At 60.2% G+C, this 23,367-nt stretch carries 18 protein-coding genes and 5 pseudogenes; 9 read left to right on the forward strand and 14 right to left on the reverse strand.

Annotated features, from left to right (window positions below; translation table 11 throughout):
• Positions 1-189: 189 nt before the first annotated feature.
• The 5 genes from I6F31_RS17265 to I6F31_RS17285 all read left to right on the forward strand — a co-directional run bounded on the left by I6F31_RS17265 (position 190) and on the right by I6F31_RS17285 (position 5,484).
• Positions 190-1,626, forward strand: a complete 1,437-nt coding sequence (locus I6F31_RS17265) for a sugar ABC transporter substrate-binding protein (RefSeq protein ID WP_225185791.1) — start codon at positions 190-192, stop codon at positions 1,624-1,626.
• A gap of 61 nt (positions 1,627-1,687) precedes the next feature.
• Positions 1,688-2,611, forward strand: a complete 924-nt coding sequence (locus I6F31_RS17270; protein ID WP_225185792.1) for a sugar ABC transporter permease — start codon at positions 1,688-1,690, stop codon at positions 2,609-2,611.
• Entirely contained in the window at positions 2,608-3,447 is an 840-nt protein-coding gene (locus I6F31_RS17275) for a carbohydrate ABC transporter permease (protein ID WP_225185793.1), read from the forward strand. Before I6F31_RS17270 ends, I6F31_RS17275 begins: the two co-directional genes overlap by 4 nt.
• Before the next feature lie 10 nt (positions 3,448-3,457).
• The gene (locus tag I6F31_RS17280; RefSeq protein WP_225185794.1) at positions 3,458-4,561 is read left to right on the forward strand and encodes an ABC transporter ATP-binding protein; all 1,104 of its coding nucleotides are present in this window, start codon (positions 3,458-3,460) and stop codon (positions 4,559-4,561) included.
• Between the two features lie 116 nt (positions 4,562-4,677).
• On the forward strand, positions 4,678-5,484 hold the full coding sequence (locus I6F31_RS17285; RefSeq protein ID WP_225185795.1) for an SMP-30/gluconolactonase/LRE family protein: 807 nt from the start codon (positions 4,678-4,680) through the stop codon (positions 5,482-5,484).
• A 43-nt stretch (positions 5,485-5,527) separates the two neighbouring features.
• Here the strand turns inward: I6F31_RS17285 and I6F31_RS17290 are convergent.
• The 5 genes and pseudogenes from I6F31_RS17290 to I6F31_RS17310 form a co-directional block, all read right to left on the reverse strand.
• A pseudogene (locus I6F31_RS17290) lies at positions 5,528-7,380 on the reverse strand (TRAP transporter large permease subunit).
• 35 nt (positions 7,381-7,415) lie between these two features.
• Positions 7,416-8,441, reverse strand: coding sequence for a TRAP transporter substrate-binding protein (locus I6F31_RS17295; RefSeq protein WP_225185796.1), 1,026 nt, complete (start codon positions 8,439-8,441; stop codon positions 7,416-7,418).
• A 180-nt stretch (positions 8,442-8,621) separates the two neighbouring features.
• Positions 8,622-9,632, reverse strand: a complete 1,011-nt coding sequence (locus I6F31_RS17300; RefSeq protein ID WP_225185797.1) for a transketolase family protein — start codon at positions 9,630-9,632, stop codon at positions 8,622-8,624.
• Positions 9,629-10,480: a transketolase gene (locus I6F31_RS17305; protein ID WP_225185798.1), complete on the reverse strand. Its 852-nt coding sequence runs from the start codon at positions 10,478-10,480 to the stop codon at positions 9,629-9,631. The genes I6F31_RS17300 and I6F31_RS17305 overlap by 4 nt, the downstream gene beginning before the upstream one ends.
• 25 nt (positions 10,481-10,505) lie before the next feature.
• Positions 10,506-11,255, reverse strand: coding sequence for a glucose 1-dehydrogenase (locus tag I6F31_RS17310; RefSeq protein ID WP_225185799.1), 750 nt, complete (start codon positions 11,253-11,255; stop codon positions 10,506-10,508).
• Positions 11,256-11,365: 110 nt separating this feature from the next.
• Between I6F31_RS17310 and I6F31_RS17315 the strand changes: the two genes are divergently transcribed.
• Positions 11,366-12,280 (forward strand): LysR substrate-binding domain-containing protein, encoded by a 915-nt coding sequence (locus I6F31_RS17315; protein WP_225185800.1) that lies wholly within the window; start codon positions 11,366-11,368, stop codon positions 12,278-12,280.
• A pseudogene (locus I6F31_RS36720) lies at positions 12,250-12,545 on the forward strand (LLM class flavin-dependent oxidoreductase); the annotation flags it as partial. The gene I6F31_RS17315 and the pseudogene I6F31_RS36720, both read left to right, overlap by 31 nt.
• Positions 12,546-12,625: 80 nt before the next feature.
• Here the strand turns inward: I6F31_RS36720 and I6F31_RS17320 are convergent.
• The 6 genes and pseudogenes from I6F31_RS17320 to I6F31_RS17350 all read right to left on the reverse strand — a co-directional run.
• Positions 12,626-12,964: pseudogene (locus I6F31_RS17320) on the reverse strand (FCD domain-containing protein); the annotation flags it as partial.
• Between the two features lie 201 nt (positions 12,965-13,165).
• Complete coding sequence (locus I6F31_RS17325) at positions 13,166-13,624, reverse strand: hypothetical protein (RefSeq protein ID WP_225185801.1); 459 nt, start codon at positions 13,622-13,624, stop codon at positions 13,166-13,168.
• Positions 13,587-14,933, reverse strand: coding sequence for a hypothetical protein (locus I6F31_RS17330; RefSeq protein WP_346656493.1), 1,347 nt, complete (start codon positions 14,931-14,933; stop codon positions 13,587-13,589). The genes I6F31_RS17325 and I6F31_RS17330 overlap by 38 nt, the downstream gene beginning before the upstream one ends.
• A gap of 2,268 nt (positions 14,934-17,201) precedes the next feature.
• A complete protein-coding gene (locus tag I6F31_RS17340) occupies positions 17,202-17,735 on the reverse strand; it encodes a hypothetical protein (protein WP_225185802.1) in 534 nt (177 codons plus the stop codon).
• Positions 17,732-17,965 carry a hypothetical protein gene (locus tag I6F31_RS17345; protein WP_225185803.1) on the reverse strand — a complete coding sequence of 78 codons (234 nt, stop codon included), beginning with the start codon at positions 17,963-17,965 and terminating at the stop codon, positions 17,732-17,734. The genes I6F31_RS17340 and I6F31_RS17345 overlap by 4 nt, the downstream gene beginning before the upstream one ends.
• A 119-nt stretch (positions 17,966-18,084) precedes the next feature.
• A complete protein-coding gene (locus tag I6F31_RS17350) occupies positions 18,085-18,498 on the reverse strand; it encodes a hypothetical protein (RefSeq protein ID WP_225185804.1) in 414 nt (137 codons plus the stop codon).
• Positions 18,499-18,952: 454 nt separating this feature from the next.
• Here I6F31_RS17350 and I6F31_RS17355 point away from each other — a divergent pair, with 454 nt between their 5' ends.
• On the forward strand, positions 18,953-19,132 hold the full coding sequence (locus I6F31_RS17355) for a hypothetical protein (protein WP_225185805.1): 180 nt from the start codon (positions 18,953-18,955) through the stop codon (positions 19,130-19,132).
• A gap of 40 nt (positions 19,133-19,172) precedes the next feature.
• Here the strand turns inward: I6F31_RS17355 and I6F31_RS17360 are convergent.
• Together I6F31_RS17360 and I6F31_RS17365 are read right to left on the reverse strand one after the other, a co-directional pair.
• Positions 19,173-19,535 (reverse strand): annotated as a pseudogene (locus I6F31_RS17360) (TRAP transporter large permease subunit); the annotation flags it as partial.
• Positions 19,536-20,251: 716 nt separating this feature from the next.
• A pseudogene (locus I6F31_RS17365) lies at positions 20,252-20,554 on the reverse strand (transposase); the annotation flags it as partial.
• Positions 20,555-20,833: 279 nt separating this feature from the next.
• Here I6F31_RS17365 and I6F31_RS36530 point away from each other — a divergent pair.
• The gene (locus I6F31_RS36530; RefSeq protein WP_276573207.1) at positions 20,834-21,232 is read left to right on the forward strand and encodes a hypothetical protein; all 399 of its coding nucleotides are present in this window, start codon (positions 20,834-20,836) and stop codon (positions 21,230-21,232) included.
• Here the strand turns inward: I6F31_RS36530 and I6F31_RS17375 are convergent.
• Positions 21,186-23,150 carry a beta-L-arabinofuranosidase domain-containing protein gene (locus tag I6F31_RS17375; protein WP_225185806.1) on the reverse strand — a complete coding sequence of 655 codons (1,965 nt, stop codon included), beginning with the start codon at positions 23,148-23,150 and terminating at the stop codon, positions 21,186-21,188. The two genes, I6F31_RS36530 and I6F31_RS17375, sit on opposite strands and share 47 nt — an antisense overlap.
• Positions 23,151-23,367: the final 217 nt, after the last annotated feature.

Consider the following 23,367-nt stretch of genomic DNA (forward strand, 5'->3'; position numbering starts at 1 on the left):
CGAGAAGCCCGACCAACGATGCGCCTGCGCTGCAAATCCTCGACATAGATGAATTTGTCTCTCTCGGCCAGGTCGCCGCCGACAGCCGTCCGTTCACGTCGGCGGCTGGCTAACCGGGCAGAGATCACGTGAGAAGCGCTCCGAAGCCGGCCCTGCCGAACTCCGGACGCCCAAGAGGAGGAGGAAGGGATGAAGTTCAGGACGTTTCTCGGCGCGGTCGCAGTGCTAGCGCTGGCTGCAGGTTCAGCGTCGGCTGCCGACAAGGATGCCGCCGACACAGCGATGGAAGCCGCGAAGAAGTACGCGGGTACAACGATCAGCATCGTTTGGGAGGCCGGTCTTCAGTCGCTCGACCCGCTGAACTATTCGGGCCCGCAATGGGAGAAGCTCACCGGCATCAAGGTGAAGGTGGTCGAGGTGCCGACCGACCAGATGTTCACCAAGATCATGCAGGATTTCAAATCAGGCGCCGGAGCCTATGACGCGCTGAACGTCATTCCATCCTGGATGCCCGATCTAGCACGTGCCGGAGCGCTCGAGCCGCTCGACAAATATGTCGATAAGTTCGGCTACCGCGACGAGTTGCAGGACATCGCGGCCGCCTACCGCGACAACCAGATGCAGTATGACGGGAAGATCTACGGCTTCCCGGACGACGGCGACGTGATGTTGCTCTACTACCGGAAGGACATCTTCGAGGATCCGAAGATGAAGGACGCGTTCAAGGCCAAGTTCGGCTACGAGCTGGCTCCGCCAAAGGACTGGAAACAGTTCGACGAGATCGGCCAGTTCATCACCGACAAGATGGCGCCCAAGGTCTACGGCGCCGGCTTCTTCCGCACCGCACCCTACCCGCAATACATGTTCCAGGAACGCTTCCGCATGGAGGGCGGCAAGTTCTTCAATGCCGATACCATGAAGGCGACAGTGAATGGCGAGGTCGGTCTCAAGGTGTTCAAGCAGATGCTGGCGGAGAACAAGTTCATGCCGCCGGGCGTCGAGCAGTGGAATTTCGTCGACAATCTCGCCGCTTTCCTTCAGGGCACGACCGCAATGACGATCTCCTGGCCGCCCTACGGCCGCTGGGCCGCGGGCTACGGCTCCGGCGAGGAAGCACTGAAGTGGGTGCCGAAATCGCAGGTCGCCGGCAAGGTCGGCTACGCGCTCACCCCTCTCGGCCGTCCCGAGCTCGGCGTCGGCTTCGACTTGTCCGTGTCGGCCACCAGCAAGAACAAGGAGGCCGCGTATCTCTTCATCCAGTGGCTGAACAGCAAGAAGACCAGCCTCGAGCGCGTTCAGCTCCCCTATACGCTGCGCGATCCGTTCCGCCTCTCGCACTACGCGAGCGAGAAATACCGCGCGCTCTGGCCGGATGCTCCAGCCTATCTCGACACGATCAAGACGTCCGGCGAGAAGGGCCTGCTCGATCTTTCCCTGCTTCAGCAGGACAAGTACGACGAAGCGATGACCAAGGCGATCTCGAGCCTCTGGGCTGGCGAAGATCCCAAGGCCATTCTCGACCGCATGGCGCAACAATTCGATGCGATCACCGAGAAGGTCGGCATCGAGAACCAGAAATCCGTCTACAAGGTCTGGGCCGCAAAGCCCGGCGCCTACCCGCAATAGCTGAGTGGATACCGCACGGGAGGCATCGCCCTCCCGTGCGGTGCCGTTTTCCGGACTGATGATGACAGTTTCTGTGAGCCTCAATGGCGCCGAGCATCGCCGCCCCAGCCGCTTCGGGCGCATGCTCGAAGACCGCCTGCCCTATCTTATCGTCGCGCCGGCGATTCTGATCCTTCTTCTGGTCGGTCTGTTTCCCCTGATCTACTCGCTGATCGTGAGCTTCCAGCGCATCACGATGACCGAGAACGACACCTCCTTCGTTGGCCTCTTGAACTATGCGGAGCTGTTCAGGGATATCCGCCTCTGGGCTTCGCTCGGCCACACCGCCATCATCACCGCGATCGCCCTCCCCCTGGAGCTGCTGGTCGGCTTCTTGATGGCGCAGCTCTTCATCGATCGCATGCCGGGTCGACAGATCTTCGTCGCGCTGCTGGTGTTGCCGACCGTCATTTCTCCAATCGTTGCGGGCGCGACCTGGCGCCTGATGTTCGACGTCCGCTTCGGTCCGATTGGCCAGATCCTGAGTTTCTTCGCCGGCGAGCCGGTCCGAATCCTGTGGACAGTCAATCCCGCCTACGTCTATCCGGCGATCATCATCTGCGAAGTCTGGCAGTGGTCGCCGTTCATGTTCCTGCTGCTGCTCGCTGCGCTGTCGAATGTGGACCAGTCGCAGCTCGAGGCCGCGGAAATCGATGGCGCGTCGTACCTGCGCGTGCTTCGCGCAATCGTTCTGCCGGCGATCGCTCCCGTTGTCGCCGTGGCCTGTCTGATCCGCGGCCTCGACCTCGTGCGCATCTTCGACATTATCTGGGCCCTTACCGAAGGCGGGCCAGGCTCGATGACCGAGACCGTCTCGCTCTACACCTATGTGCAAGGCTTCTCGCAATTCGAGACCAGCTACACAGCTGCGATTTCCTTCCTGGTGATTGCGCTTCTGACGCTGATCACGACCCTGGTCCTCAAGCGCATGGAGCTTGCGCGATGAGGGTCGGCAAGCTATCGGCGAGAAAAGCCCGCATTCTGGCGCTTCGCTATCTCGGCGCCGGCGTCGTGACCCTGCTATTTCTGTTTCCGGTCTACTGGCTATTCATGATCTCGTTCAAGACGCCGGACGAGATTTATCACGTGCCGCCTCTATGGATACCCGGGCAGATCCAGTTCTCGAACTACTATGTTCTGTTCAAGGACGGCGACGTTCTTGCCATTCTGAACAGCCTAATCGTCTCAGGGGTGAGCTCCGGCATCGCAATCGTTCTCGGGACGCTTTGCGCCTACAGCCTCGCCAGGTTCGGCACCGGCGGCGAGAATTTGGCAATGTGGATCATCTCCCAGCGCATGATCCCGCCGATCGCTGTCGTCTTTCCCATCTTCCTGATCTACGTCTATTTCGGCCTCGTGGACGGCTATTTCGGGCTCATTCTCCTCTACACCGCATTCAATCTTCCCTACGTGATCTGGATGATGCGCGGCTACATCGTCGATGTTCCGCTGGAGCTTGAGGAAAGCGCGCTGGTCGATGGCCTGAACCGTTGGGAGGTGATCTGGAAAGTCGTCTTCCCGATGGTGCGCCCCGGTCTCATGGCGACGTCGGTCTTCACCTTCGTGTTCGCCTGGAACGACTTCCTGTTCGCGCTGGTGCTCACCCGCACCGAAGTCATCACCTTTCCTGTCATGCTGACGCACTATTTCGGCGGGCAGTCGAATTTCTGGGCAAAGATCGCGGCGATGTCGGTCTTGGGGACGCTGCCGATCTTCGTCGCGGTCTCGGTGATGCAGCGCTATCTCGTGCGCGGCATCTCGCTTGGCGCAGTCAAGGGTTAGGGAGAGCGGAGTGGCTGACGTCAAGCTGTCCGGAGTACACAAATATTACGGCAACGTGCATGCGGTCCGGGGAGTTGATCTCACCATCGCCGATGGCGAATTCGCTGTCCTGGTGGGGCCGTCGGGCTGCGGCAAGAGCACGCTGTTGCGAACCATCGCCGGTCTCGAGGACCCGGATGACGGTACGATCACCATCGGGGGCGCGGTGGTCAACGATCTGCGGCCGCGCGAGCGCAATATCGCGATGGTGTTTCAGAACTATGCGCTCTACCCTTATCTGACCGTGAGCGAGAACATCGCCTTCGGTTTGCGCGCGCGGAAAACTTCCGAGATCGAAATCAGGAAACGGGTCAGCGAAGCAGCCGAGATGCTCGGCATCGGCAATCTCCTGCAGCGCTATCCACGTCAGTTGTCCGGTGGACAGCGCCAGCGGGTCGCCATCGGCCGCGCCATCGTCCGGAAGGCGGACCTGTTCCTGTTCGACGAGCCCCTCTCGAACCTGGACGCCCAGTTGCGCGACGAGATGCGGACCGAGATCAAGCGTCTGCACCATGAGATCACGACGACGATGATTTACGTCACGCATGACCAGGTCGAGGCGATGACGCTCGCCGATCGGATCGTGCTGCTGCGTGATGGAAAGATCGAGCAGCAGGGAGCTCCGCTGGAGCTGTTCGAGCAACCCCGTACAGGATTCGTGGCAGGTTTTCTCGGCTCGCCGTCTATCAATCTCATCCCGGCAAGTCTCAGGACGAGCGGCGGTGGCGCAGCCGTCATGTTTCAGTCCGGCGATGTGCTGCCCCTTCCGAACGCGAAGGCCAAATCACTCACCAGCGCCGAGGGGCGACGGGTTCTCGTCGGCATTCGGCCCCAGCATTTCAGCCGGGCCGGCGGCGGACCTCTGCGGGACGGAGTGGTGGCTTACTCTGCCATTGCCGACCTCATTCAGCCAACCGGGACCCGCACCTTCACCACCATCAAGCTCGGCGGCGTGGATGCTGTCGCCGAGCTTCAGGCTCATGACGTCAGCAGCCATGGCGAGCGCATCGACCTCGCCATCGATCTCAATCGCGTGGTGCTGATCGACCCGGGCAGCGACCTGGTCATCGCCTAACGAGAGCCAACATTCGAGAACGGGAGGGACGAATGGCGTCGAGACTGGTTGCCACTGGAATTGGAGCGCCGGAAGGCCCGGTATGCCTACCGGATGGGTCGATGTATGTGACGGAGATGTCCGCGTCGACCCTTTGCGTCACGCGCCTCGATCATCGCGGCAATCGGCGTGTGATCCGCACGACCGGTGGCCGGCCGAATGGACTGACGACCGATGGCCACGGTCGGATCTGGATCGCGGAAGCCGGCCTCCGGGCCTTGATCTGCATCGACGAGAGCGGCAACGAGATCCGGCGCATGCAGGGCGAAGGCGCGGATCGCTTCCTGTTTCCGAACGACCTCTGCTTCGGTCCGAACGGGCTGCTCTACATGACCGACTCCGGAATGGCGGCCGAGGATTTCATCAACGGCCAGGCCTTCGCCGACGGCTATATGGACCTCGATTGGGACGGCCGTGTGTATGAGATCGACCCGGCGGTCATGAAGGTGCTGCGCGTGCTCGATCGCAAGATCCGCTTCACCAACGGCATTGCCTTCGGTCCGGACAACCACCTCTACGCCAACGCATCCTTCACCGGCGAGATCTATCGGTATGACGTGCTTGGCGAGGCAGCACCGAAACGCGTCGTCTTCGGCAACGTGCTGCAGCCGGATTCCAATCCGGATTTCAAAGGGCCGGACGGGATGGCGTTCGGGACGGACGGTCGGCTCTATTGCACGGTCTACAACCAGAAGAACGTTACGGTTCTAGACCGGCGGGGTGAGGTCGCCGATCGCCTGATCCTCGACGGACCGCAACCGACGAATTGTGCCTTCACGCTCGAAGGCAGGAAGCTACGCGTCACTGAGGTCGGCAAGGGCCAGGTCGAGGAGATCGACATGCCTTGCGAAGGTCTCCCGCTGCATCTGCCGAAATTCGCCTGACGAGATGCCCTCGCGATGTTTGGCGAGGGCGCCTCGCCCGTTATCAAAGGAAGCCGATCGATAGCCAGGGCACGGCGGCAACGATCAGCGTGCCGATCAGGAGCGCGATCATATAGCCCACGATCGGCTTCATGCCCTCGTCCGGATTGATGCGGCTGATCGCGCAAGCCGCGTAGTAGCCGACGCCGAACGGCGGCGCGAACAGGCCGATGCCCATGGCGAGGACGACGACCATGGCGTAGTGAACATCGTGGACCCCGACCTGCCGCGCGATCGGGAACAGGAGCGGACCGAACAAGACGATCGCGGGAATCCCTTCCAACACGCTGCCCAAGATCACGAAGGTCAAGATCGTCACGGCCAGGAAGACGGGGACTCCGCCGGGAAGGCTGGTCATGAACTTTGCAAGAGAGGCGGAAAATCCGGACTGGGTCAGCGCCCAGGCCATGCCTGTCGCCGCGCCGATGATGAGCAGAATCGCCCCTGACAGCGAGGCCGTCTCGACCAGCATGGGATAGATGCGGCGCCAGTCAAACTGCCGGTAGACGAAGAGACCGGCACAGGCCGAGTACAGGATGCCGATGGTCGAGACCTCCGTTGCGGTCGCGACGCCCTCGACGACCGCCGTGCGGATCACGAACGGCAGTGCGATAGCAGGTATCGCGATCACAAAGGCCCGCCCGATTTGCCGGCCGGTAGCCCGTTTGACGTGAGAAAGGTCTTCGCGCCGGTATCGCCACCAGACCACGGCCGCAAGCATGACCGCGAGCACCACCCCGGGAGCAACCCGCCAGTGAAGAGCGCCGAGATCGACACGCCGGTCACCGAGCCGATCGTGATCAGGACGAGCGAGGGCGGGATCGTCTCGGTCTGGGCGCCGGTCGCCGCAAGAAGAGCAACGAGGTCTCCTGGTTTGGCCCCGCGCTGCCGCATCTCGGGAAACAGGACCGGAGCCACCGCAGCCATGTCCGCTGCCTTGGATCCGGAAATGCCCGAGACCAGATACATCGCTCCGACCAGTACGTAGTGCAATCCGCCGCGCACGTGGCCCAGGAGGCTCGCGAGGAAGCTAACCATGGCGCGCGCCATGCCCGTCATCTCGATCAGGAGGCCGAGAAAGACGAAGAGAGGTACGGCAAGCAGGATCAGGTGGCTCATGCCCTCGTCCATCCGTCCGATCATCACCACGTCGGGCGTGCTGGTTGTCAGGGCGAGATAGCCGACGGTAGCGAGGCCGAACGCGAACGCGATCGGCACGGCCGCGAAGACCATCGCCCCGACCACAACAACGAAGAAGATCAGAAGGTTCAGATTCCCGAGCGGCTTCAGGACCGGAGCGAGCAGAACGAACGTTCCGATGATGCCGGTGACGATCGCCAGAGATCCCAGCAAGCTGCGCAGACTCGCGATGCGGATGAGCCGGAGAACCGCTGCGGTCAGCATCAGGCCGATGCCGATCGGCAACGCCGCCGCGCGCCAGCTGTTAACGATCTCAAGCGCCGGCGTCGTGACGAAGGCCTCGTCGGCCGCAAATTCATAGGCTGGCCAGACAACGAGCGCAAGAAATGCCAGCGATGCCGTGGCCGCGACGACATCCAGGAATGCGCGAACCTCCGCGCTGAGAACACCGATTATGGCGGTCATCCGCATGTGTTCGCCGCGCTGGAACGCGATCACGGAACCGAACATGGCGAGCCAGAGGAAGAGAATGCCGGCAAGCTCGTCAGACCAGATAAGCGGCGTGCGGAAGACGTATCGGCCCACGATGCCCGCGGACAGCACCGCAATCTCCGCCAGCACGAGCAGTGCTGCCGGGACCGCCACGACATGACCAAGCACCGTGTTCGCCGTTATCACCCAACTGCGCCGGCCTGCCTGCGACGCGCCGGCCGCCATGCCGGCCTCAACGTGCGGCGTGTGGCTCACGCTGGTCATGATAGCTGCCCCGCGGCTTTTTCGAGGTGGGACCACGCCTCCGCGCCAAACTTCCCCTTCCAGTCGGCGTAAAAGCTGGTCTTCGACAGTGCCTGACGGAAATCGGCACGATTGACGTCGATGAATTTGAGGCCCTTGGCCGCAAGATCGTTCCGCAATGACTGGCTGAGCTTTGCGATATCGGCCCGCTGATCGACGGCAGAGCGATCGAGCTCGCGCGTCACGATCTCCTGCATGTCCTTCGGCAGGCGCTCGAAGGCGCGCTTGTTGCTGAGGATCCAGTAGCCATCCCAGACGTGGCCGGTCAGGCTGCACGTGCTCTGCACTTCGTAGAGACGCGCGGTCGCGATGATCGGCAACGGATTCTCCTGGCCGTCAACGACCTTGGTCTGTAACGCGGAATAGACCTCGTTGAAGTTGATCGGCGTCGGACCGGCTCCAAGCGCCTTGAACAGGGAGGTCAGCAGCGGCGCCGGCGGAACGCGGATCTGGAAATTCTTGAGATCTTCCGGCGTCCTGACCTCGCGGCCGGACGAGGTCACCTGGCGAAAGCCATTGTCCCAGGCCTTCGACACCGCCATGATCGGCGTCTTGGCAATCTGCGCCCGGATATAGGTGCCGAGGTCGCCGTCCATCGCCTTCCATACGCTGTCGTAGTCGGTGAATGCGAAGCCCGTGTTCACGATGCCCGCGCTCGGCACCAGGGTGGCGAGAATCGAGGACGATTGATTGAAGAACTCGACGCCACCGCTGCGAACCTGGGTCAGCAACTCGGTGTCGGAGCCAAGCTGGTTGGCCGGGAACAGCCTGATCTCGAGCCTGCCACTGGTCGCTTCGCGAATACGCTCGATCGCCTCCTGCGCCCTGACATTCACCGGATGGGTCGGATCCTGCCCGGTCGCGAACTTGTAGACGAACTCAGCGGCATATACCGGGCGCGTCAGAATCCCGCAGAGAGGTACGGCGCTCGCCGCGAGCAACAGCGAACGACGGCTGAGGCGTCCGGGTTTCGAGACGGTCATGTTTTCCTCCTGATCCTGTATTGACGTTGTGCCGGCTGCATCAGTCTGCGCTGATTTTCAGCTTTTCCGGGCTCCTCGACCGCCCACATTCGGGCAAGAGGCAGCGCTCACCCGCAGCAACACGCAGCGGGCACAACTCTTCACTCGGGCTTGGCCTGGCTGGCGCTTAGTGCCGGTGCGCTAGAGCCACTGCTTGATCTTCCTTGCGACCTCTGCGGTGGAAATCCCGTAGCGGTCGTGCAGCGTCGGAAGTGCGCCGGCGTCAAGAAATTCGTCCGGCAATGCAATCTGGCGGAAGGGCGGATGGACGCCTGAACGCATCAGGAGTGCGGCGACCGCCTCGCCGAGACCGCCAATCGTCGTGTGGTTTTCGGCAACGACGACCAGGCGGCCTGAGTTGCCGGCTTCACGCAGTATCGTCTCGGCGTCGAGCGGCTTGATGGTCGGCACGTGGAGCACCGCAGCATCGACACGGTCGTTCTTCAGAGTTTGCAACGCCTCGAGCGCACGCATGGTCATGATGCCGGATGAGATGATCAGGACGTCTTTCCCCTCGCGGATCAGCTTGGCTTTGCCGAGCTCGAACTTGTAGTCGTATTCGTCCAGCACGACCGGCACCTGGCCACGCAGCAGGCGCATGTAGACCGGCCCCTGATGCGCCGCGATCGCGGGCACCAGCTGCTCGATTTCATGCGCATCGCAGGGATCGATGACGGTCATGTTCGGCATGGCGCGAAACAGCGCAAGATCCTCCGCGGCCTGATGGCTCGGGCCATAGCCCGAGGTCAGACCGGGTAGTGCGCAGACGATCTTCACATTGCGGTCTTCCTCCGCGATGGTCTGGTGAATGAAGTCGTAGGCGCGCCGCGAGGCGAACACCGCATAGGTGGTCGCGAACGGCATGAAGCCTTCCGCGGCGAGGCCCGAAGCGGCGCCGAATAGAAGCTGCTCGGCCATGCCCATCTGGTAATAGCGGTCCGGAAATTCCTTCGCGAAGATGTGCAGGTCGGTGTATTTGCCGAGATCGGCTGTCATGCCGACCACATCAGGGCGGCTACGGGCAAGCTCGACGAGCGCGTGTCCAAACGGCGCCGGTTTCGTCTTCTGTCCCTCCGACGCGATCGAGGCGATCATGGCAGAGGTTGTCAGGCGCGGCTTGCCCGGCTGGGGTGCGGATCTGACGGTCTTCATGCCTGCCTCGCCGCCTCCAGCGCGGCCAACGCGAGCTGCCATTCGTGCTGCTCGACGCGGATGAAATGGTTCTTCTCGCGCTGCTCCAGGAAGGGAACGCCCTTGCCCATCAGCGTGTCGGCGACGATCATCCGCGGCTTAGGCTCGGGATGGGACTTGGCGGCATCGAATGCGGCAACCACGGCATCCAGATCATTGCCGTCGATGCGCTGCACGAACCAGCCGAAGGCCTCAAGCTTGTCGACCAGCGGCTCGAAGCCCATCACCTGCGTCGAAGGACCGTCCGCCTGCTGGTTATTGACATCGACGATGCCGATCAGATTGTCGAGCTTGTAGTGGCCCGCCGACTGGATCGCCTCCCACACCGAGCCTTCATCGAGCTCGCCATCGGAGAACAAGGTGTACACCCGCGCCTCGGATTTCTTGCGCTTCAGCCCCAGCCCCATGCCGACGGCAATGCTCAGCCCAAGCCCGAGTGAGCCCCCCGACATTTCCATTCCCGGTGTGTAGGAGGCCATGCCCGACATCGGCAGGCGGCTCTCGTCGCTGCCATAGGTTTCGAGCTCACCCTCGGGGACGATCCCCGCCTCGATCAAAGCCGCATAGAGCGCGATGGCATAATGCCCGTTGGAGAGCAGGAAGCGGTCTCGCTCCTCCCAGGAGGGATCTTCAGGCCGATAGCGCATTGCGTGAAAATAGGCGACGGCGAGGACGTCGGAGATGTCCAACGCCTGTGCGATATAGCCTTGGCCCTGAACCTCGCCCATGCGCAGCGCGTTGCGGCGAACGTTGTAGGCGCGGTCCGCCAGCTTGGGCGCGTTGGCAACCGTCTTAGTGGGGGTTTCCATCGGTCTGGACCCTTGTTTCGCTGGCTCAGTGGATGAGCATGCCGCCGTTGACGTCGATCACGGCACCGGTCACGTAGGCGGAGAGATCCGACGCCAGAAAAGTGTAGATGCCGGCAACGTCTTCCGCCGTGCCGAGACGATTGAGCGGAATGCCCTCCAGGATCTTCGCCCTCATCTCGTCGGTCAGCTTGCCCGCGGTAATATCGGTGCCGATCAGGCCGGGCGTCACGCAATTGACGCGGATGCCGTCCGGACCAAACTCACGGGCCATTGCCTTGGCAAGACCAAGCACGCCGGCCTTCGCGGCCGAATAGTGCGGCCCACCAAAAATTCCGCCGCCACGCTGGGCCGAGACGGACGACATGCATGCGATCGATCCGGATTTCCGTGCGCGCATGTGCGGGATCACCGCCTGGGAGAGGAACAGAATACCCTTCAGATTGACGTCCTGAATGCGATCCCAATCAGCCGGCGAGATATCCAGGAACTTGACCGGCTGGGTAATGCCCGCATTGTTGATCAGGACGTCGATGCCGCCGAAGACCTCGACCGCGCGGGTGACCGCCTGCTCGCAGGACGGCTTGTCGGCGACGTCGCAACCCAGCCCTATGTGCGATGTCCCGAGCGATGCCGCAGCATCCGCCGCAGCGCCGGCGTCGATGTCGAGAATGGCGACCCGGGCGCCCTCGGCGGTGAACCGCCGGGCCGTGGCGAGCCCGATGCCGCGCGGCGAGGCCGCGCCCGAAATGATTGCCGTCCTACCGCTGAGCAGCATCAGTTCCTCCCGTAGATTGTTTTTTCTCGGCAAGGCCAGGAATGCACCCGGGACGCGCGACAGACAAACGCGCAGTTGTCACGGATGGATGAATCTGGTTCACTTATGGAATGCTGTCGAACGTTCCGATATCGGCAATTCGTGCCTTCGAAGCCGCTGCTCGCACAGGATCATTCCGCGATGCGGCGAATGAGCTTCACCTGACCCCGAGTGCCGTCAGTCATGCCATCCGCAAGCTGGAGGACACGCTTCGCACCGTTCTGTTCGAGCGCAGCGCGCGATCGGTGCGGCTGACGCCGGCCGGCGAAAATCTGATGCGACACACGGGAGCGGCATTTGATCAGCTTCGTCGTGGCCTCGAGGAAGTCGCCGCGCGCGGACCACAATTGGTACGCGTCCATTCGGCACCCAGTTTTGCTGCGCAGTGGCTGGCACCACGGCTTGCACAGTTTCTCTCCGCTTATCCGAAGCTCGAAGTGCGGCTCGCTGCCAGCACGGACTATGCTCGCTTCAGCAACGACGATTTCGATATCGACATCGTCTACGGTCCGCCGCGCGCGGAGGGTGTTGAAGTTGTCCCTTTCCCGGAGGAGACGGTCACCCCGCTCTGCTCGCCTGCTCTCGCAAAATCGATCACAAAGGCTGCCGATCTCCTCGATCAAACGCTCATTCGTTCCGACGTGAAGCAGGTTCAGTGGCACCAATGGTTCACGGCGAACGGATTGGAAGCACCTGCCCTCCATGGCATGAGGTTCGATCGCAGCTTTCTGGCGATCGCAACGGCCGCAGAGGGACTGGGAGTCGCGCTGGAATCAACGCTTCTGGCCGAACGCGAACTGGCGAGCGGGCGATTGGTTGCACCGCTGGCAGGGCGCGCCAACGATATCCGCTACATCGGCCATCGCCTGATCTATCCGCGCGCCAGCCGACAGAGATCTGCGCTACGAGCCTTTGCAGACTGGATCATGGCGCAACTTGGTGAAGAAGTCGCTTCGAAGCCATCTTCACCGCGCACTGGACCCTGACGAGCGCACAGGAGTTTTATGCCGACATCAAGCGTCAGGCGCGCGCGTTGGACCGCAGCCCCGATCAGATCAAGATTCTGCACGGCATCTCTCCGTTCATCGCCAGCACGCAAGTTGAGGCGGACCGGCTCCAGGAGGAGTTCAACGCGCTGATCCGGCCGGAGTTCTCACTGACCCAGCTCCGCCAGATCACCAATAGTGCGCATGGCGTTGCCGGTTCAAGCTCGTGGTCGACATTGTCGATCGCGAGAAACCGACGGTCCGATACGGAAAAGAAGCGCGGGCAAACGCACGTTGTGCGCACCGCCTTGCTCTGCATCAAGGATCGGTTCAAGTCCGCTACCGTCAGAGATTGTCGGGCTCGTACCCGTGACGGGTCTGACGCAGGTCTTTGATGAAGCGCCGCAGAGCTGCGGCCGCGTTCAGCGTATGTGCACGCATTCGGCGCGAGGCGGTCTCGCCGACACCTTCGCCAATCGCCTGCATGATGGCATCATGCTCCTCGCGGGATTTGCGAATGCGATCGCCGTGCGACAATGGGGTGCAGCGCAAGGCGCTGAGCCGCGCACGAACGTCCTGGGTCTGTTCGGCCATGAACGAGTTCCGCGTCGCGGTGTAGATGTATTCGTGAAAAACCTAATTGAAGGCATCATAGACGTCGACGTCGTTTGCCTCCACCATGGCCCGCGAGCCTCGTGCAACTCGACCGAGCGCATCATACTGTGCCCTGTGTTTCCAAATAGCGTTGTCATGAACCTCGATTTGGTTGTCGATCAGACGGATCGCCGTTTTCCGCTCAAACCATTTAGCTGCAGTCGCTCAGGAGCTTCCCTCCCGTGACGCCATAGCTTTCTCGTTGCCCGAAAAATAGTCAGCGCATTTACTCTATTCCTCGTCGTTCAAGCCTGTAAACGACTGAAACAGCATTGCGGACGTGACTTCATTTCTTACAACGTCCATTTTTGCGGATGGTCCAGCCTTGAAGTGCCCGCGTAACGCGAGACATGCCTCAAAGGTTTCAACCCGCGAAGCGGCGGTTGTAATTTGTCTCAAGGCGGCATGATGGCGATCGTAGTCCCCGGCTCTCACCATTTGGGGCAGCATGTCGATGATCGGAAGCACGGTCCCTTCCCCTTCTGCAGCCTTATAGGCGACGATCTGGCCAAGCACGCCACAGAGCAAGCCGAAATCAGGGGCAATGCGTATGGCGAAACGGCGTGCCCGCTGCGCCGTGGACGATTGATTTGCTTGTTGTTTAACCTCTCCCTCGTGCTTTCGAATGAAGGTGAGGAGCCAAGCCTCAATCTCAACAAGCGTGCGCCCTCCACACCACATCGATACCAACGTCTGGAGCGCATCCAGTATCCGCTTGGCTGTGGCTTTGGGCGCTGTCGTATTTGTGTAAGCTCGGCCGAAGACCGACTCGAGGGCCGCCTCCCTGACGAAAATCGTCAAATCCAAAAGGGTGTTCAGCCACGACATCGAGGAGCCATCTGATCCCGTCTTCGGTTGCGGTCTTATCAACTGGCGCCTGATCAATCGCCTCCCCCAGCCGCTCGATGAGTCTTGGAGGAATACCGTTCCGGACAGCGATTTCCCGCTGCCAATCAAGAACGGGCGGATCTTCTAGTTGCTCCTTGGCAGCCTTGAGCGCGGTACGGCAGCGTTGGAGCCATCTGTCCGCTCCTCGAGGATCAGCTTCTTTCAGCCGGAAGTACCCCAGAGAGCGACGGACAATATCGTCAAAGCCGCTCTCGCCCGCTGTTGTGACAGCCGACAAACGCCGGATCATCGACTGCATCTTCGGATCGGAATCGGCGGATACTTCAATCTGATCGAGCAGCAACTCGATCGGATCATAAATCTCCTCACAGGCATCCTGCCCGGAAAAGACCGTCTTCAATATTCCTTCCGCTGGTAGAGCGAGGTTCGCTCGCTCTACTCCAATCGGCTGTGCAGGTATGACGATTGCCAACCCGGTCGCTGCGTACGCCGCGCGCCCTGCCCTTCCTAGCGCATTGAGTATCTCGTGAGGACGCAGATCCGTGCGGGGATTGCCACTTGGGTCATCAACCGCGCTCCTGTCGGTGCCTGCGAGGATCACCACGTCGCACGGCAGATTTAAACCTTGCGCAATGGTAGATGTCGCGGCGACCACATCGAGGCCCAAGTCGTCGCTTTCGATCTCCCTGCGGACCCGGAAAACGCTTTCCGTCAACCTCCGCTCCAGGGGGAGAAGATCGCGATGGTGTACGGCCGCCCTGCACCCAGTGGGATCGAATGTGGCTTCGGACGATCCCACATCTTTGAGAACCGCCTTCCGCATCTCCTCGGCCTCATCCAACGCGATAGTGGCCCGCGCCAGGAGTCCATTGATCTGATCGGCAACGCTTCCACATGCCTTGGTATCGTTGCAGAACACGATCACACGCTTTCCTGCGGACGCGTAATCCGCCGCAATTTGCGCAGCGACTTCGTTCCTGTTCGATGTAAATCGGCCCCTGGCGTTTCTCACTAGCGGCGGCCGACGATCCGAGAGCGCTTGCACGACTAGTTTTTCCGGCCTCTTGGGGTGCCAGCCTGAGATCAACGAGAAGAGCCCGAGCGGCTGGACGGGAACACGGTTCTGGGCCGCCTGAGTTTTCATCTTCAATGCCTTTTTCGCGGCCTGAGTAACCTCAAGGCGGTCATAGATGACACAAGAGCGAAGTTGTCGAGTTGGCTTCCAAGGATCGCTTGGGCGTCCTGCCGCACATCGTTGAGGCGATCTTGAACCACGTGAGCGGCCACCGCCGGCGTAGCTGGGGTGTATAATCGGGCCCGATACGAAGCGGAAATGCGAGAAGCGCTGGAACGCTGGACTGAACATCTAACTCAGATTACAGCCGTGTGAGCTAGGCCTGGATCGGCAGTTTTGAACGTGCATCGCCGGCCAAACTAGGAAGCGTTCGCGCGCCTCGCGTCGACGCTGGCGCCGACTGCGTCGCCACCTCGCCTGTTCGGTCGGCTGCGGTATCTGTGTGGCCAGTCTGGACATGAATTCCAACGCGCTGCATCCAGCCTCGGCCAAGCGTCGACACGCGGCCTTGCGCACACCGTGTGGCGAAGGCTTTGGGGAAGACCGGTAGCGCTCGCCGCTCCGCTGATCCACGTAGAGAACGCTTTCTCGCTGCGAGCGCGGCCGTACATCGTTGCAATGAAGGCCGGGCCATCCTTGGGGCAGTCAGCGATATAGCGCGCAGGGTCGCTATGCACCGGAATGCACAGCTCAACATGGCCTTGGTGCTTCTTAGTGCTGATGACAAAGCCGTCCTTAGTCAGGTGCTGCCAGCCCAGGCGCACGCGTCGGAACGGCGGAGAACAGTATGCAATAGGATCTCGAAGGCGAGCCGTAGCGGCGTGCCAACCTCGTGGTGCTTGCGGAACCTGGTGATGTCTTCCTCGGTCCAGGTCCGATGGCCAGTTAAGCTTCACTTTCTTGGCCACGACGACGGGATTATCAGCGCGCAGGCCGGCCGATACGGCGTAGTCTAGAAGACCTTTGAGCCGCTTCCGGAAGTTGCTCGCGGCGGATGGGGTATCGGCTATCTCGTAAATCAGCTTGTTGATGTTTTGGCTAAGGCCAGCAATCGGCCCGGCACCGTGCTTATCCACAAAGCGGTCCAAAACGCCGCGATAGGTAGCCTTTGTCGTTTCGGCCAGCACTTGAATTCAGTCGAGCCGTAATAGCCGTTCACGGCCGCCGCTATGCTGCCGGCTTTAACACGCCGGCGTTACTTGCGGCGGCTCGTCCGTTCTCATGGCCGCACGGTAAGCCGTCCAGAATTCGGGCGTGTACGGAGGCGCCGGCAAGGCTATTTGCTCCCTGCCTGGTCGTCGCAGTTTACGCGAGGCTTGCCGTGGCGATGGATGTACTCGTTTACGTACCTTGGCTTCGCTGCCGCATGCCTTGTCCCAATAATCTTCGTTGTCGTTGACCGGCTGAGGCGTACCATCGAATAAATGGTCCAGGGCCGCCCGGTCCCAGATGTTCACGCCGAATAGCTCCAGCGGCTTGGGGATGGCGCCAGCCAGCACCTGCTTGTCGAATTGAGTCGGGCTTGTTCCCAATAGCGCGCTGCAGCCGCGCGACAGAGGCCACGCGGCTGCATTCGATTGTCGTTGGCGGGATTAGGCAACAGCGTGCCCCTTAGTTGCCCTACGAACCTCGCCGGCAATGCCGACGCACAAGGATGGATGGTGAACCGCTCGCGCTTCGCTGCTGGGCCTCAACAATCCAGTGTCCGGCGATTCACCTCCTCATTGTAGCACGCTGCTCAGGCCAGCTGGGGCGCGGCGCCCAACAGGATGATCGCATCGTCCGACGACCGCTCTGCCCAAACTGCCCGCGCGTGCCTGATTCGGAGCTTGCCGTCAGGATCGTGGCAAGCGGCCCATCGGTTTTCTGAGATCCTCCGACCACGCTTTGGTACAGCCCTCCATAAGCAACAAAAGGATTGCACCCGGCCTCACGAATCCCGTGGAAGTACGTCCGTGCGAAAAGGCGTGGATGGATCGATTTTCACGGTGGCAGTCGCATTAAGATCAGTCATTTACTTCGCTGTCGTCCAGTTAATTTGACCGGCCCAGAAACTAGGTTAACACGGATTCCATGAAACGCCAAGCCGTGATAACACGGAAAAAACGGGGGCCGCCCGCAACCGGCAAGGGAACGCTTATCGGCGTTCGCCTGCAGCCAGACGACCTCGCTGCAGTTGACGACTGGATAGCGAGTCAGGACAGAGCCCCTACCCGCCCGGAAGCCATCAGGACACTGCTGCGGCAGGCGTTGAAGGCAAAGCCGATAGGGTAGCTTGCCTGTCGGCGCGGCAACCGGCTTCAACGGCTGCGGAGAAGGCCCGGACTGAAGCTAAGAGCGCTCCTAATCTTCCTGGGGTGGCCTCATCTTCCCGTATTTTTCGACGACAGCGTAAATCGCCTCATATTTTGAACGCTGCAGTTTCCCGCTGTACTCATATCCTTTGCGGACAGCTATACTTTGCAATGTGGAATAGTAGCCGGGTAGATTGCTTTTTATTGCCTCTTCAATCCGCGGGACCAACGTTGCGTCTCGCGAGTGCGAATCCACCTTGCCAGCTAAAATGGCGTTGCTAACTATAGTGAGCTGATGGAAATAATTGTCGCCCGCGGTCGCAATCGATAAGAAATCATCGAACGTTGGGTCTTCTTTCTTACTGATGTATTTCTGAAGGGCATTCGTGAATTCCTGATAGCGCGCGTTTTGCGCCAACATCAGGTCTCTGCCGTTCTCGAAGAGTTTTTGTTCTGCGTCCAAGCGCTCCTTTTTCGTGAGCGTCCATCGAGTCGCTAGAAAGCCGACGACACCTCCAAAAATCCACTGGACCGGAGAAAAATTATCCTTAGCGATTCCAAACCAATGAGCGAGATCGATCACTTTTGTTCAGCTAACCGCAACAACGTATCAATGGTATCGCCCTCCGATGCGTAGACCCGCGTGCGATAGTCTGGGAAAATTTGCTTAGCTGCCGAATCCCCAGCAGCATCCCTGGCCATGCCTTGGCGGATTAGTTCTCGAACACGATCGGCCCAGCGACGCACCTGCAAATCACTCGGTTCACTTGCAAGGCCGTATTTTATAAGAAGACTGTGACTTGCAGCACCCATACCCGCCTCTCTATTAGATTTCCTTAAGCAACCATAGAGGTTTCAGGCTTGAACTTTCAAGTTGTGGGATGTCAAAGGACGCAAATAGTTGCGTATAACGAGTCCTTGGCGCGCCTCGCCTACTTCTTTGGATCTTTGTCGATCAAGCCAAGCAGCCCGCTCATCGGCTTTGCCGAGACCTTCCCTAGCCCTGCCAGGGCGAGTAAGTTGGGCAGATCAGTGGGTGGCGCGGCTGGTGGAGGTGGCGGTCCAAGCGTGCGCTTCTTATCCATCCGCTCCCAAATCCATTGGGGCTGGATGCCGTTCCGATCGCTCATATCGACCTTCACGATCAACATCGACTCCGATGCGCCAATCATTGGCTTGATGCCATAGTAGAAATCGCTGGCCGGTCTTGCGGTCCAAACCGGCCAGCAAATTGGCGAGTAGCGCAACCAGTCCGGCGCAAGGATATTGAAGACAGGCTCAAGTGCCTGGACCTTGGGCAAGCCCTCGTTGAGCGTGAATCCGATGTGCAAGAAACGTTCAGTCATTGCGAGCCGGCCGGCTTCAACTGCGTTGGATTTTGAGAATCGGGCACCAGCTCAGCGATGCGAGGCGCCGGAAGATTCTTTGCCGCAAGCTCGATTTGCCTGTCTGTACATAGGTTGGCCCTTCTGTCGCACCTAGATCGGGGTGGCGGCTCGCGAACCAAGCTTGAAAACCGAGAAAGGCCAGGAATGCTGCAGCGCCGATCCCGATGATAATTAGTATCCCAGCTTCGCTCGGGACGCGCGCCAACCCGATCGCTAGCACCACGAGCAAGACGACCAAAGCGATGGTCGCCTTACCGCTACGACGTGCTCGGCGAGGCGGCCCCGAGGCGCGTGGTCCTCGGCAACGTCCTGCAACCCGATTCCAATCCGGATTTCAAAGGGCCGGATGAGATGACGTTCGGCGCGGACGGCCGGCTTTTATTGCACCGTCTACAACCAGAAGAACGTCACCGTGCTGAACCAGCGCGCCGAAATGGTCGATCGATTGATCCTGGATGGGACTCAGCCGACGAACCGTGCCTTCAGGCTCGGAGGCAAGAAGCTCCGGGTGACGGAGGTCGGCAAGGGCCAGGTCGAGCAGATCGATATGCCTTGCGACGGCCTGCCCCTGCACCTGCCGAAATTCGCCTGAGCAGGAGGCACGGGTTTCCGCGAGGCTCCTGCCGAGCTCGTCAAAGGAAGCGGATCGACAACCAGGGCACGGCTGCGACGATCAGGAGCGCGATCATGTAGCCCATGATCGGCTTCATGACCTCGTCGGGGTTGATGCGGCTGATGGCGCAAGCGGCATAGTAACTGACGCCGAACGGCGGCGCGAACAGGCCGATGCCCATGGCGAGAACGACCATCATCGCGTAGTGGACGTCGGGCACCCCGACCTGCCGCGCGATCGGAAACAGCAGCGGACCGAACAGGACGATGGCCGGGATTGCCCCCAGCACGTTGCCGAGAATCATGAAAGTCACGATCAAGCTGGGCCATTTTCCTGCGCACAGCCCTACGCTCGCTAACTGGATAGCTAACAGAACCGGCCCGTACGTTTGGCGAAAGGTCAACTGCCGCCAGGTCGTGAACACGACATTGCACAGGAAAGCAAACGACAACTTGGTGGAACAGAACGGCAGTTCTGCCGGCAAAGGTTAGACTTGAGCTTGGATACGGCTACAGCTCAACTTGTTGCCAGGCTCACCGCCGAAGGTTTCGCTCCTGGATCTCTTGCGTGTTGTGGAGTTGGTGCTCAAACGGTTTGTTTCGCACGGAAACGATAGGGACTACGCGCATGCGTTCGTTGAACCAGTCAACTGTAATGGCCGTTCGCTGAACGCGACGGGCCACACTCGCAAAGAGGCGCCGCATGCTTTGGCATTGAAGTTGCTCACTTCAGTTAACTAACGCCTGCATCCGGCAACCGACGAAGAACCTCTGGCACTGCATCCCATTTGCCATTGCTCAAACGGTCCTGTCAGCTTTCTCCCGCCCCAGACGGCGCCCCTCGGAGGGATTAAGCTCAGCTGGTTAGAGCGTCGCCCGCAGAAGGCGAAAGGGCCACACCTTCGAATGGTGGCGGTTCTGCATGGCGGCCATCAGAGTAAGACTCCGTATTGCCTCATGAAGGAATGTTCCCGAGGGCGGGATCGTTGCTCAACTATTTGCTCCCGAGAAGTCGGACCTTCGGTACGGTGAAAGCCGGTCGTGGAGCTGGTCCGGGTTGTGCAACGACGGCCTTCCCCATATCGAAAAGGGGGCGCTGTCACGGCGCAATCGGTGTCTCGATCCGCGCAGCATGAGCCGCCGATCCAAACGGTAGCGGGCTTGCCTGCTGGCTGCGCCAGGTTTCAGTCGGCGCTGAAGCGTTTGCAGTAACTCGTCCGGGTACGCGCCCGGATATTCCCCGGTAACCTCGTCAGGAGCTCGGCCCCAGTTCGCCACGGCTCAGCCTTGAACCAATCCTGCAGCTGTGGGGTGCCTGAACGAACGGATCAGGGCGACGACGACCTCGCTTCGCTTTTGAGGATCCGCGGGTCCCCGTCGGTCGCGATGAGCCCTCTTCAAAAAGGCGCGAAAAGCGGCTCAGTCAGGCTTCTTGCCCGCCATTTCGCGCATTATACGCTCGTTTTCGGCGATCCGCTCGCCCGGAACCGTGTACGTCGTCGACATGGCTGTCGTCGTGGATGGGTGGTGCGTTCTATTCACGCACCACTTATCTGGTGCAACGGCTGCAGGTCGCGAGACGCGAGCTGGCGCTGGAGTGCGCGCGTCACACGCCCGACCCGTATGACCTCCCGATCCTCGATGACATCAATTATGTGAGCAACGATCAGGCGAAAACAGTTTGCTGTACGAGCTGATCGCCGCCCGATACGAACGACGCTCGCTGCTGATCACGGGCAATAAAACATTGGCGAATGGGGGCTACTCTTCCCGGATCGAGCAATGGCGCTTGGCAGCCATCGATGGTTTGGGACACCACGCCACAATCCTCGAGATGGAGCATCGAGAGCTACCGTGGGAAAGTTACCCGCCCAGGGGTGAGGGCGAAGATCACGCTGACCACCTCACGCCAGGCGGTCCCTCCACTTCGGCCATCAGCACCGAACATGCATTGCAAGATTTCTCTCGTCGTAGCCGGCCAACCATTATCGCCTGCGCCGGATCTCCTGGAAGCGCGATCCGCGCGTTCGGCGTCAACGCTCATTTAGCCAAATCCGCATTTCGCCTTCGCCGCGGTTAGCCCAGCCGAACCAGGGAATGAATGTCAGCCGCTGCGGTTTTAGCTGTCCACGCGGTTTATCATATTGATAAAGCGCCGCTTCTTCAGAATGAGTGTGTTGCAACCGCGCCCCCTCCGCCTGTAGCAAAATCTTGTCGTTAAAGAGACCAGTTCCTTCGATAAGGGAAAACCGGCTGTCCGGATGAAGCCAAACGTTATGTAATTCGGTCCCATTGTCGGCTTCCTCCAGACAATAAATCAACGGGCCACGTTGGATGGCCACCTTGCCGGCCAAATTTCGAAGTTGTGGATGGCCGTATACGCGACGCACTTGCATCGGCAGCGATACTTTGACGCGATCTCCCTGCCGCCATGATCGCCGAATGTGCAAATAGCCCTTGCACGGCTCGCAATTGACAGGCTCGTCATTTATGCTCGCCTGCGGCGCGTTACACCATTCCGGCAGGCGCAGGGCAAGCGTGTAGGCCATTGGCGGCGCAGATTCGACGACGATTTCCACCTCGTCTTTCCAGGGATAGCTTCCGCTCATGAGCAAGCGCAGCGCATATCCGCCAACAGATATTGCCACCCTATTACCAACGTAGAGATTTACATAGAGCGCGTCGCGGCGGGCCGTGTAAATGTAGTGACCAATCGATGTGAAAAGGCGTGCGATATTCGGCGGACAGCACGCGCAGCCAAACCAGCCTCGTCGCACCGGCGAGACGTGATTGTAGATGCCATTCGACCTCAGCGTTTCGGGATGTACTTCGAGCGGGTTAACATAGAAATAGTGACGCCCGTCGAACGCGATACTGCCGAGAACAGTATTATAGAGTGCGCGCTCCATCACGTCGGCATAGCGACTGTCTAGTTCCATCTCCAGCATACGGCGTGCGAACATCATTAGGCCAATCGACGCGCAACTTTCCGCGTACGCCGTATCATTCGGCAAATCGAAATCACTGCTGAACGCTTCGCCAGCGCCTTGCGAGCCGATGGCTCCGGTAACATAGATCTGGCGCTGGACCATGTTTTGCCATAGGCGCAGGCAAGCTTGGCGCTGCTCCTCATTCTGGCGCAGACGCGCGAGATGAGCTACGGCGGTCATGAGGTATACGAAACGAACCGCATGACCAGTTGCACTCCGCTGCTCCGAAAGTGGCAAGTGCGCTTGGCTATACGCTTTGTTTGTTATCATCCAAGGCGTGCGGTCCGATTTGGGAACGCCGGATTGCTGGCGTTTCTCGTACTCAATCTCGTAGAAGTGTGGTTTCGTGCCGCGTTGCTCCACGAAATAATTGGCTAGCGTGAGATATCGCTGCTCCTTCGTCACTTCGTAAAGGCGTGCCAACGCAAGTTCGATTTCCGGATGGCCATCGTAGCCGTGTAACTGATCGCGCTCCGGGCCGAAAACTGTGTCGAGATGATCAGCAAGCCTGCGAACGACCTCCAGCAATCGCCGTTTGCCCGTCGCCTGAAAGAACGCAACACCCGCTTCAATCAAGTGGCCGGCGCAATAGAGCTCGTGGCACTCCGCTAGGTTGGTCCAGCGCTCCTGAGGCGCGTTTAGCGTGAAATAGGTGTTGAGATAGCCGTCGTCGCATTGGGCGGCCGCAACCAATTCAATCAGCTCATCGGCGGCTTTCTCAAGCTCTGGACTTGGTGCCTGGCATAGCGACCATGCAGCCGCCTCAAGCCATTTTGCGACGTCGCTGTCCTGGAAAACCGTGCCTTGGAACTCGCCGCTCGCACGTCCGGCGGCAAGGCGGAAGTTCTCTACCGCGTGGCTTGGTATCGCCTCGCGATCGCGATCGTTCAGCACCTCCCATTGATAGGGAATCGCCACGTCCCTGACTAGTTGCTGGCATTTCCCAATCAGCGGATCCGAGACCTGTATGTCGTGAAGATCGACTTCGGCCACATTTCGATCATTCATCTCGTGCCTCCTTGCAGTGTGGCGAACGGACGCCCTAGCCTGCCAAGCCACCTCACCACGAATGCCTTATTGGTTTCGGCCATGAGATTTGCGGCCACACAATCGTACTCTCGTTGCGAGCGTTTAAACGACAGAAATGAAGAGGTTGCCGTACGGTGTCGCCCCCGGACATGCGTTGACAGCAGTCGCTTTCGAGAAGCGGGACAGCAATTCCCGT

It is taken from the genome of Bradyrhizobium sp. NBAIM01, assembly GCF_020194115.1.
GTDB classification, from domain to species: Bacteria; Pseudomonadota; Alphaproteobacteria; order Rhizobiales; family Xanthobacteraceae; genus Bradyrhizobium; species Bradyrhizobium yuanmingense.

What these genes read in the sequence shown, in the direction of transcription:
- I6F31_RS17265 (WP_225185791.1), top strand. Translation starts at nt 190, where the DNA reads ATGAAGTTCAGGACGTTTCTCGGCGCGGTCGCAGTGCTAGCGCTGGCT.
- I6F31_RS17270 (WP_225185792.1), top strand. Translation starts at nt 1,688, where the DNA reads ATGACAGTTTCTGTGAGCCTCAATGGCGCCGAGCATCGCCGCCCCAGC.
- I6F31_RS17275 (WP_225185793.1), top strand. Translation starts at nt 2,608, where the DNA reads ATGAGGGTCGGCAAGCTATCGGCGAGAAAAGCCCGCATTCTGGCGCTT.
- I6F31_RS17285 (WP_225185795.1), top strand. Translation starts at nt 4,678, where the DNA reads ATGTCCGCGTCGACCCTTTGCGTCACGCGCCTCGATCATCGCGGCAAT.
- I6F31_RS17295 (WP_225185796.1), bottom strand. Translation starts at nt 8,441, where the DNA reads ATGACCGTCTCGAAACCCGGACGCCTCAGCCGTCGTTCGCTGTTGCTC.
- I6F31_RS17300 (WP_225185797.1), bottom strand. Translation starts at nt 9,632, where the DNA reads ATGAAGACCGTCAGATCCGCACCCCAGCCGGGCAAGCCGCGCCTGACA.
- I6F31_RS17305 (WP_225185798.1), bottom strand. Translation starts at nt 10,480, where the DNA reads ATGGAAACCCCCACTAAGACGGTTGCCAACGCGCCCAAGCTGGCGGAC.
- I6F31_RS17310 (WP_225185799.1), bottom strand. Translation starts at nt 11,255, where the DNA reads ATGCTGCTCAGCGGTAGGACGGCAATCATTTCGGGCGCGGCCTCGCCG.
- I6F31_RS17315 (WP_225185800.1), top strand. Translation starts at nt 11,366, where the DNA reads ATGCTGTCGAACGTTCCGATATCGGCAATTCGTGCCTTCGAAGCCGCT.
- I6F31_RS17345 (WP_225185803.1), bottom strand. Translation starts at nt 17,965, where the DNA reads ATGGGTGCTGCAAGTCACAGTCTTCTTATAAAATACGGCCTTGCAAGT.
- I6F31_RS17350 (WP_225185804.1), bottom strand. Translation starts at nt 18,498, where the DNA reads ATGACTGAACGTTTCTTGCACATCGGATTCACGCTCAACGAGGGCTTG.
- I6F31_RS17375 (WP_225185806.1), bottom strand. Translation starts at nt 23,150, where the DNA reads ATGAATGATCGAAATGTGGCCGAAGTCGATCTTCACGACATACAGGTC.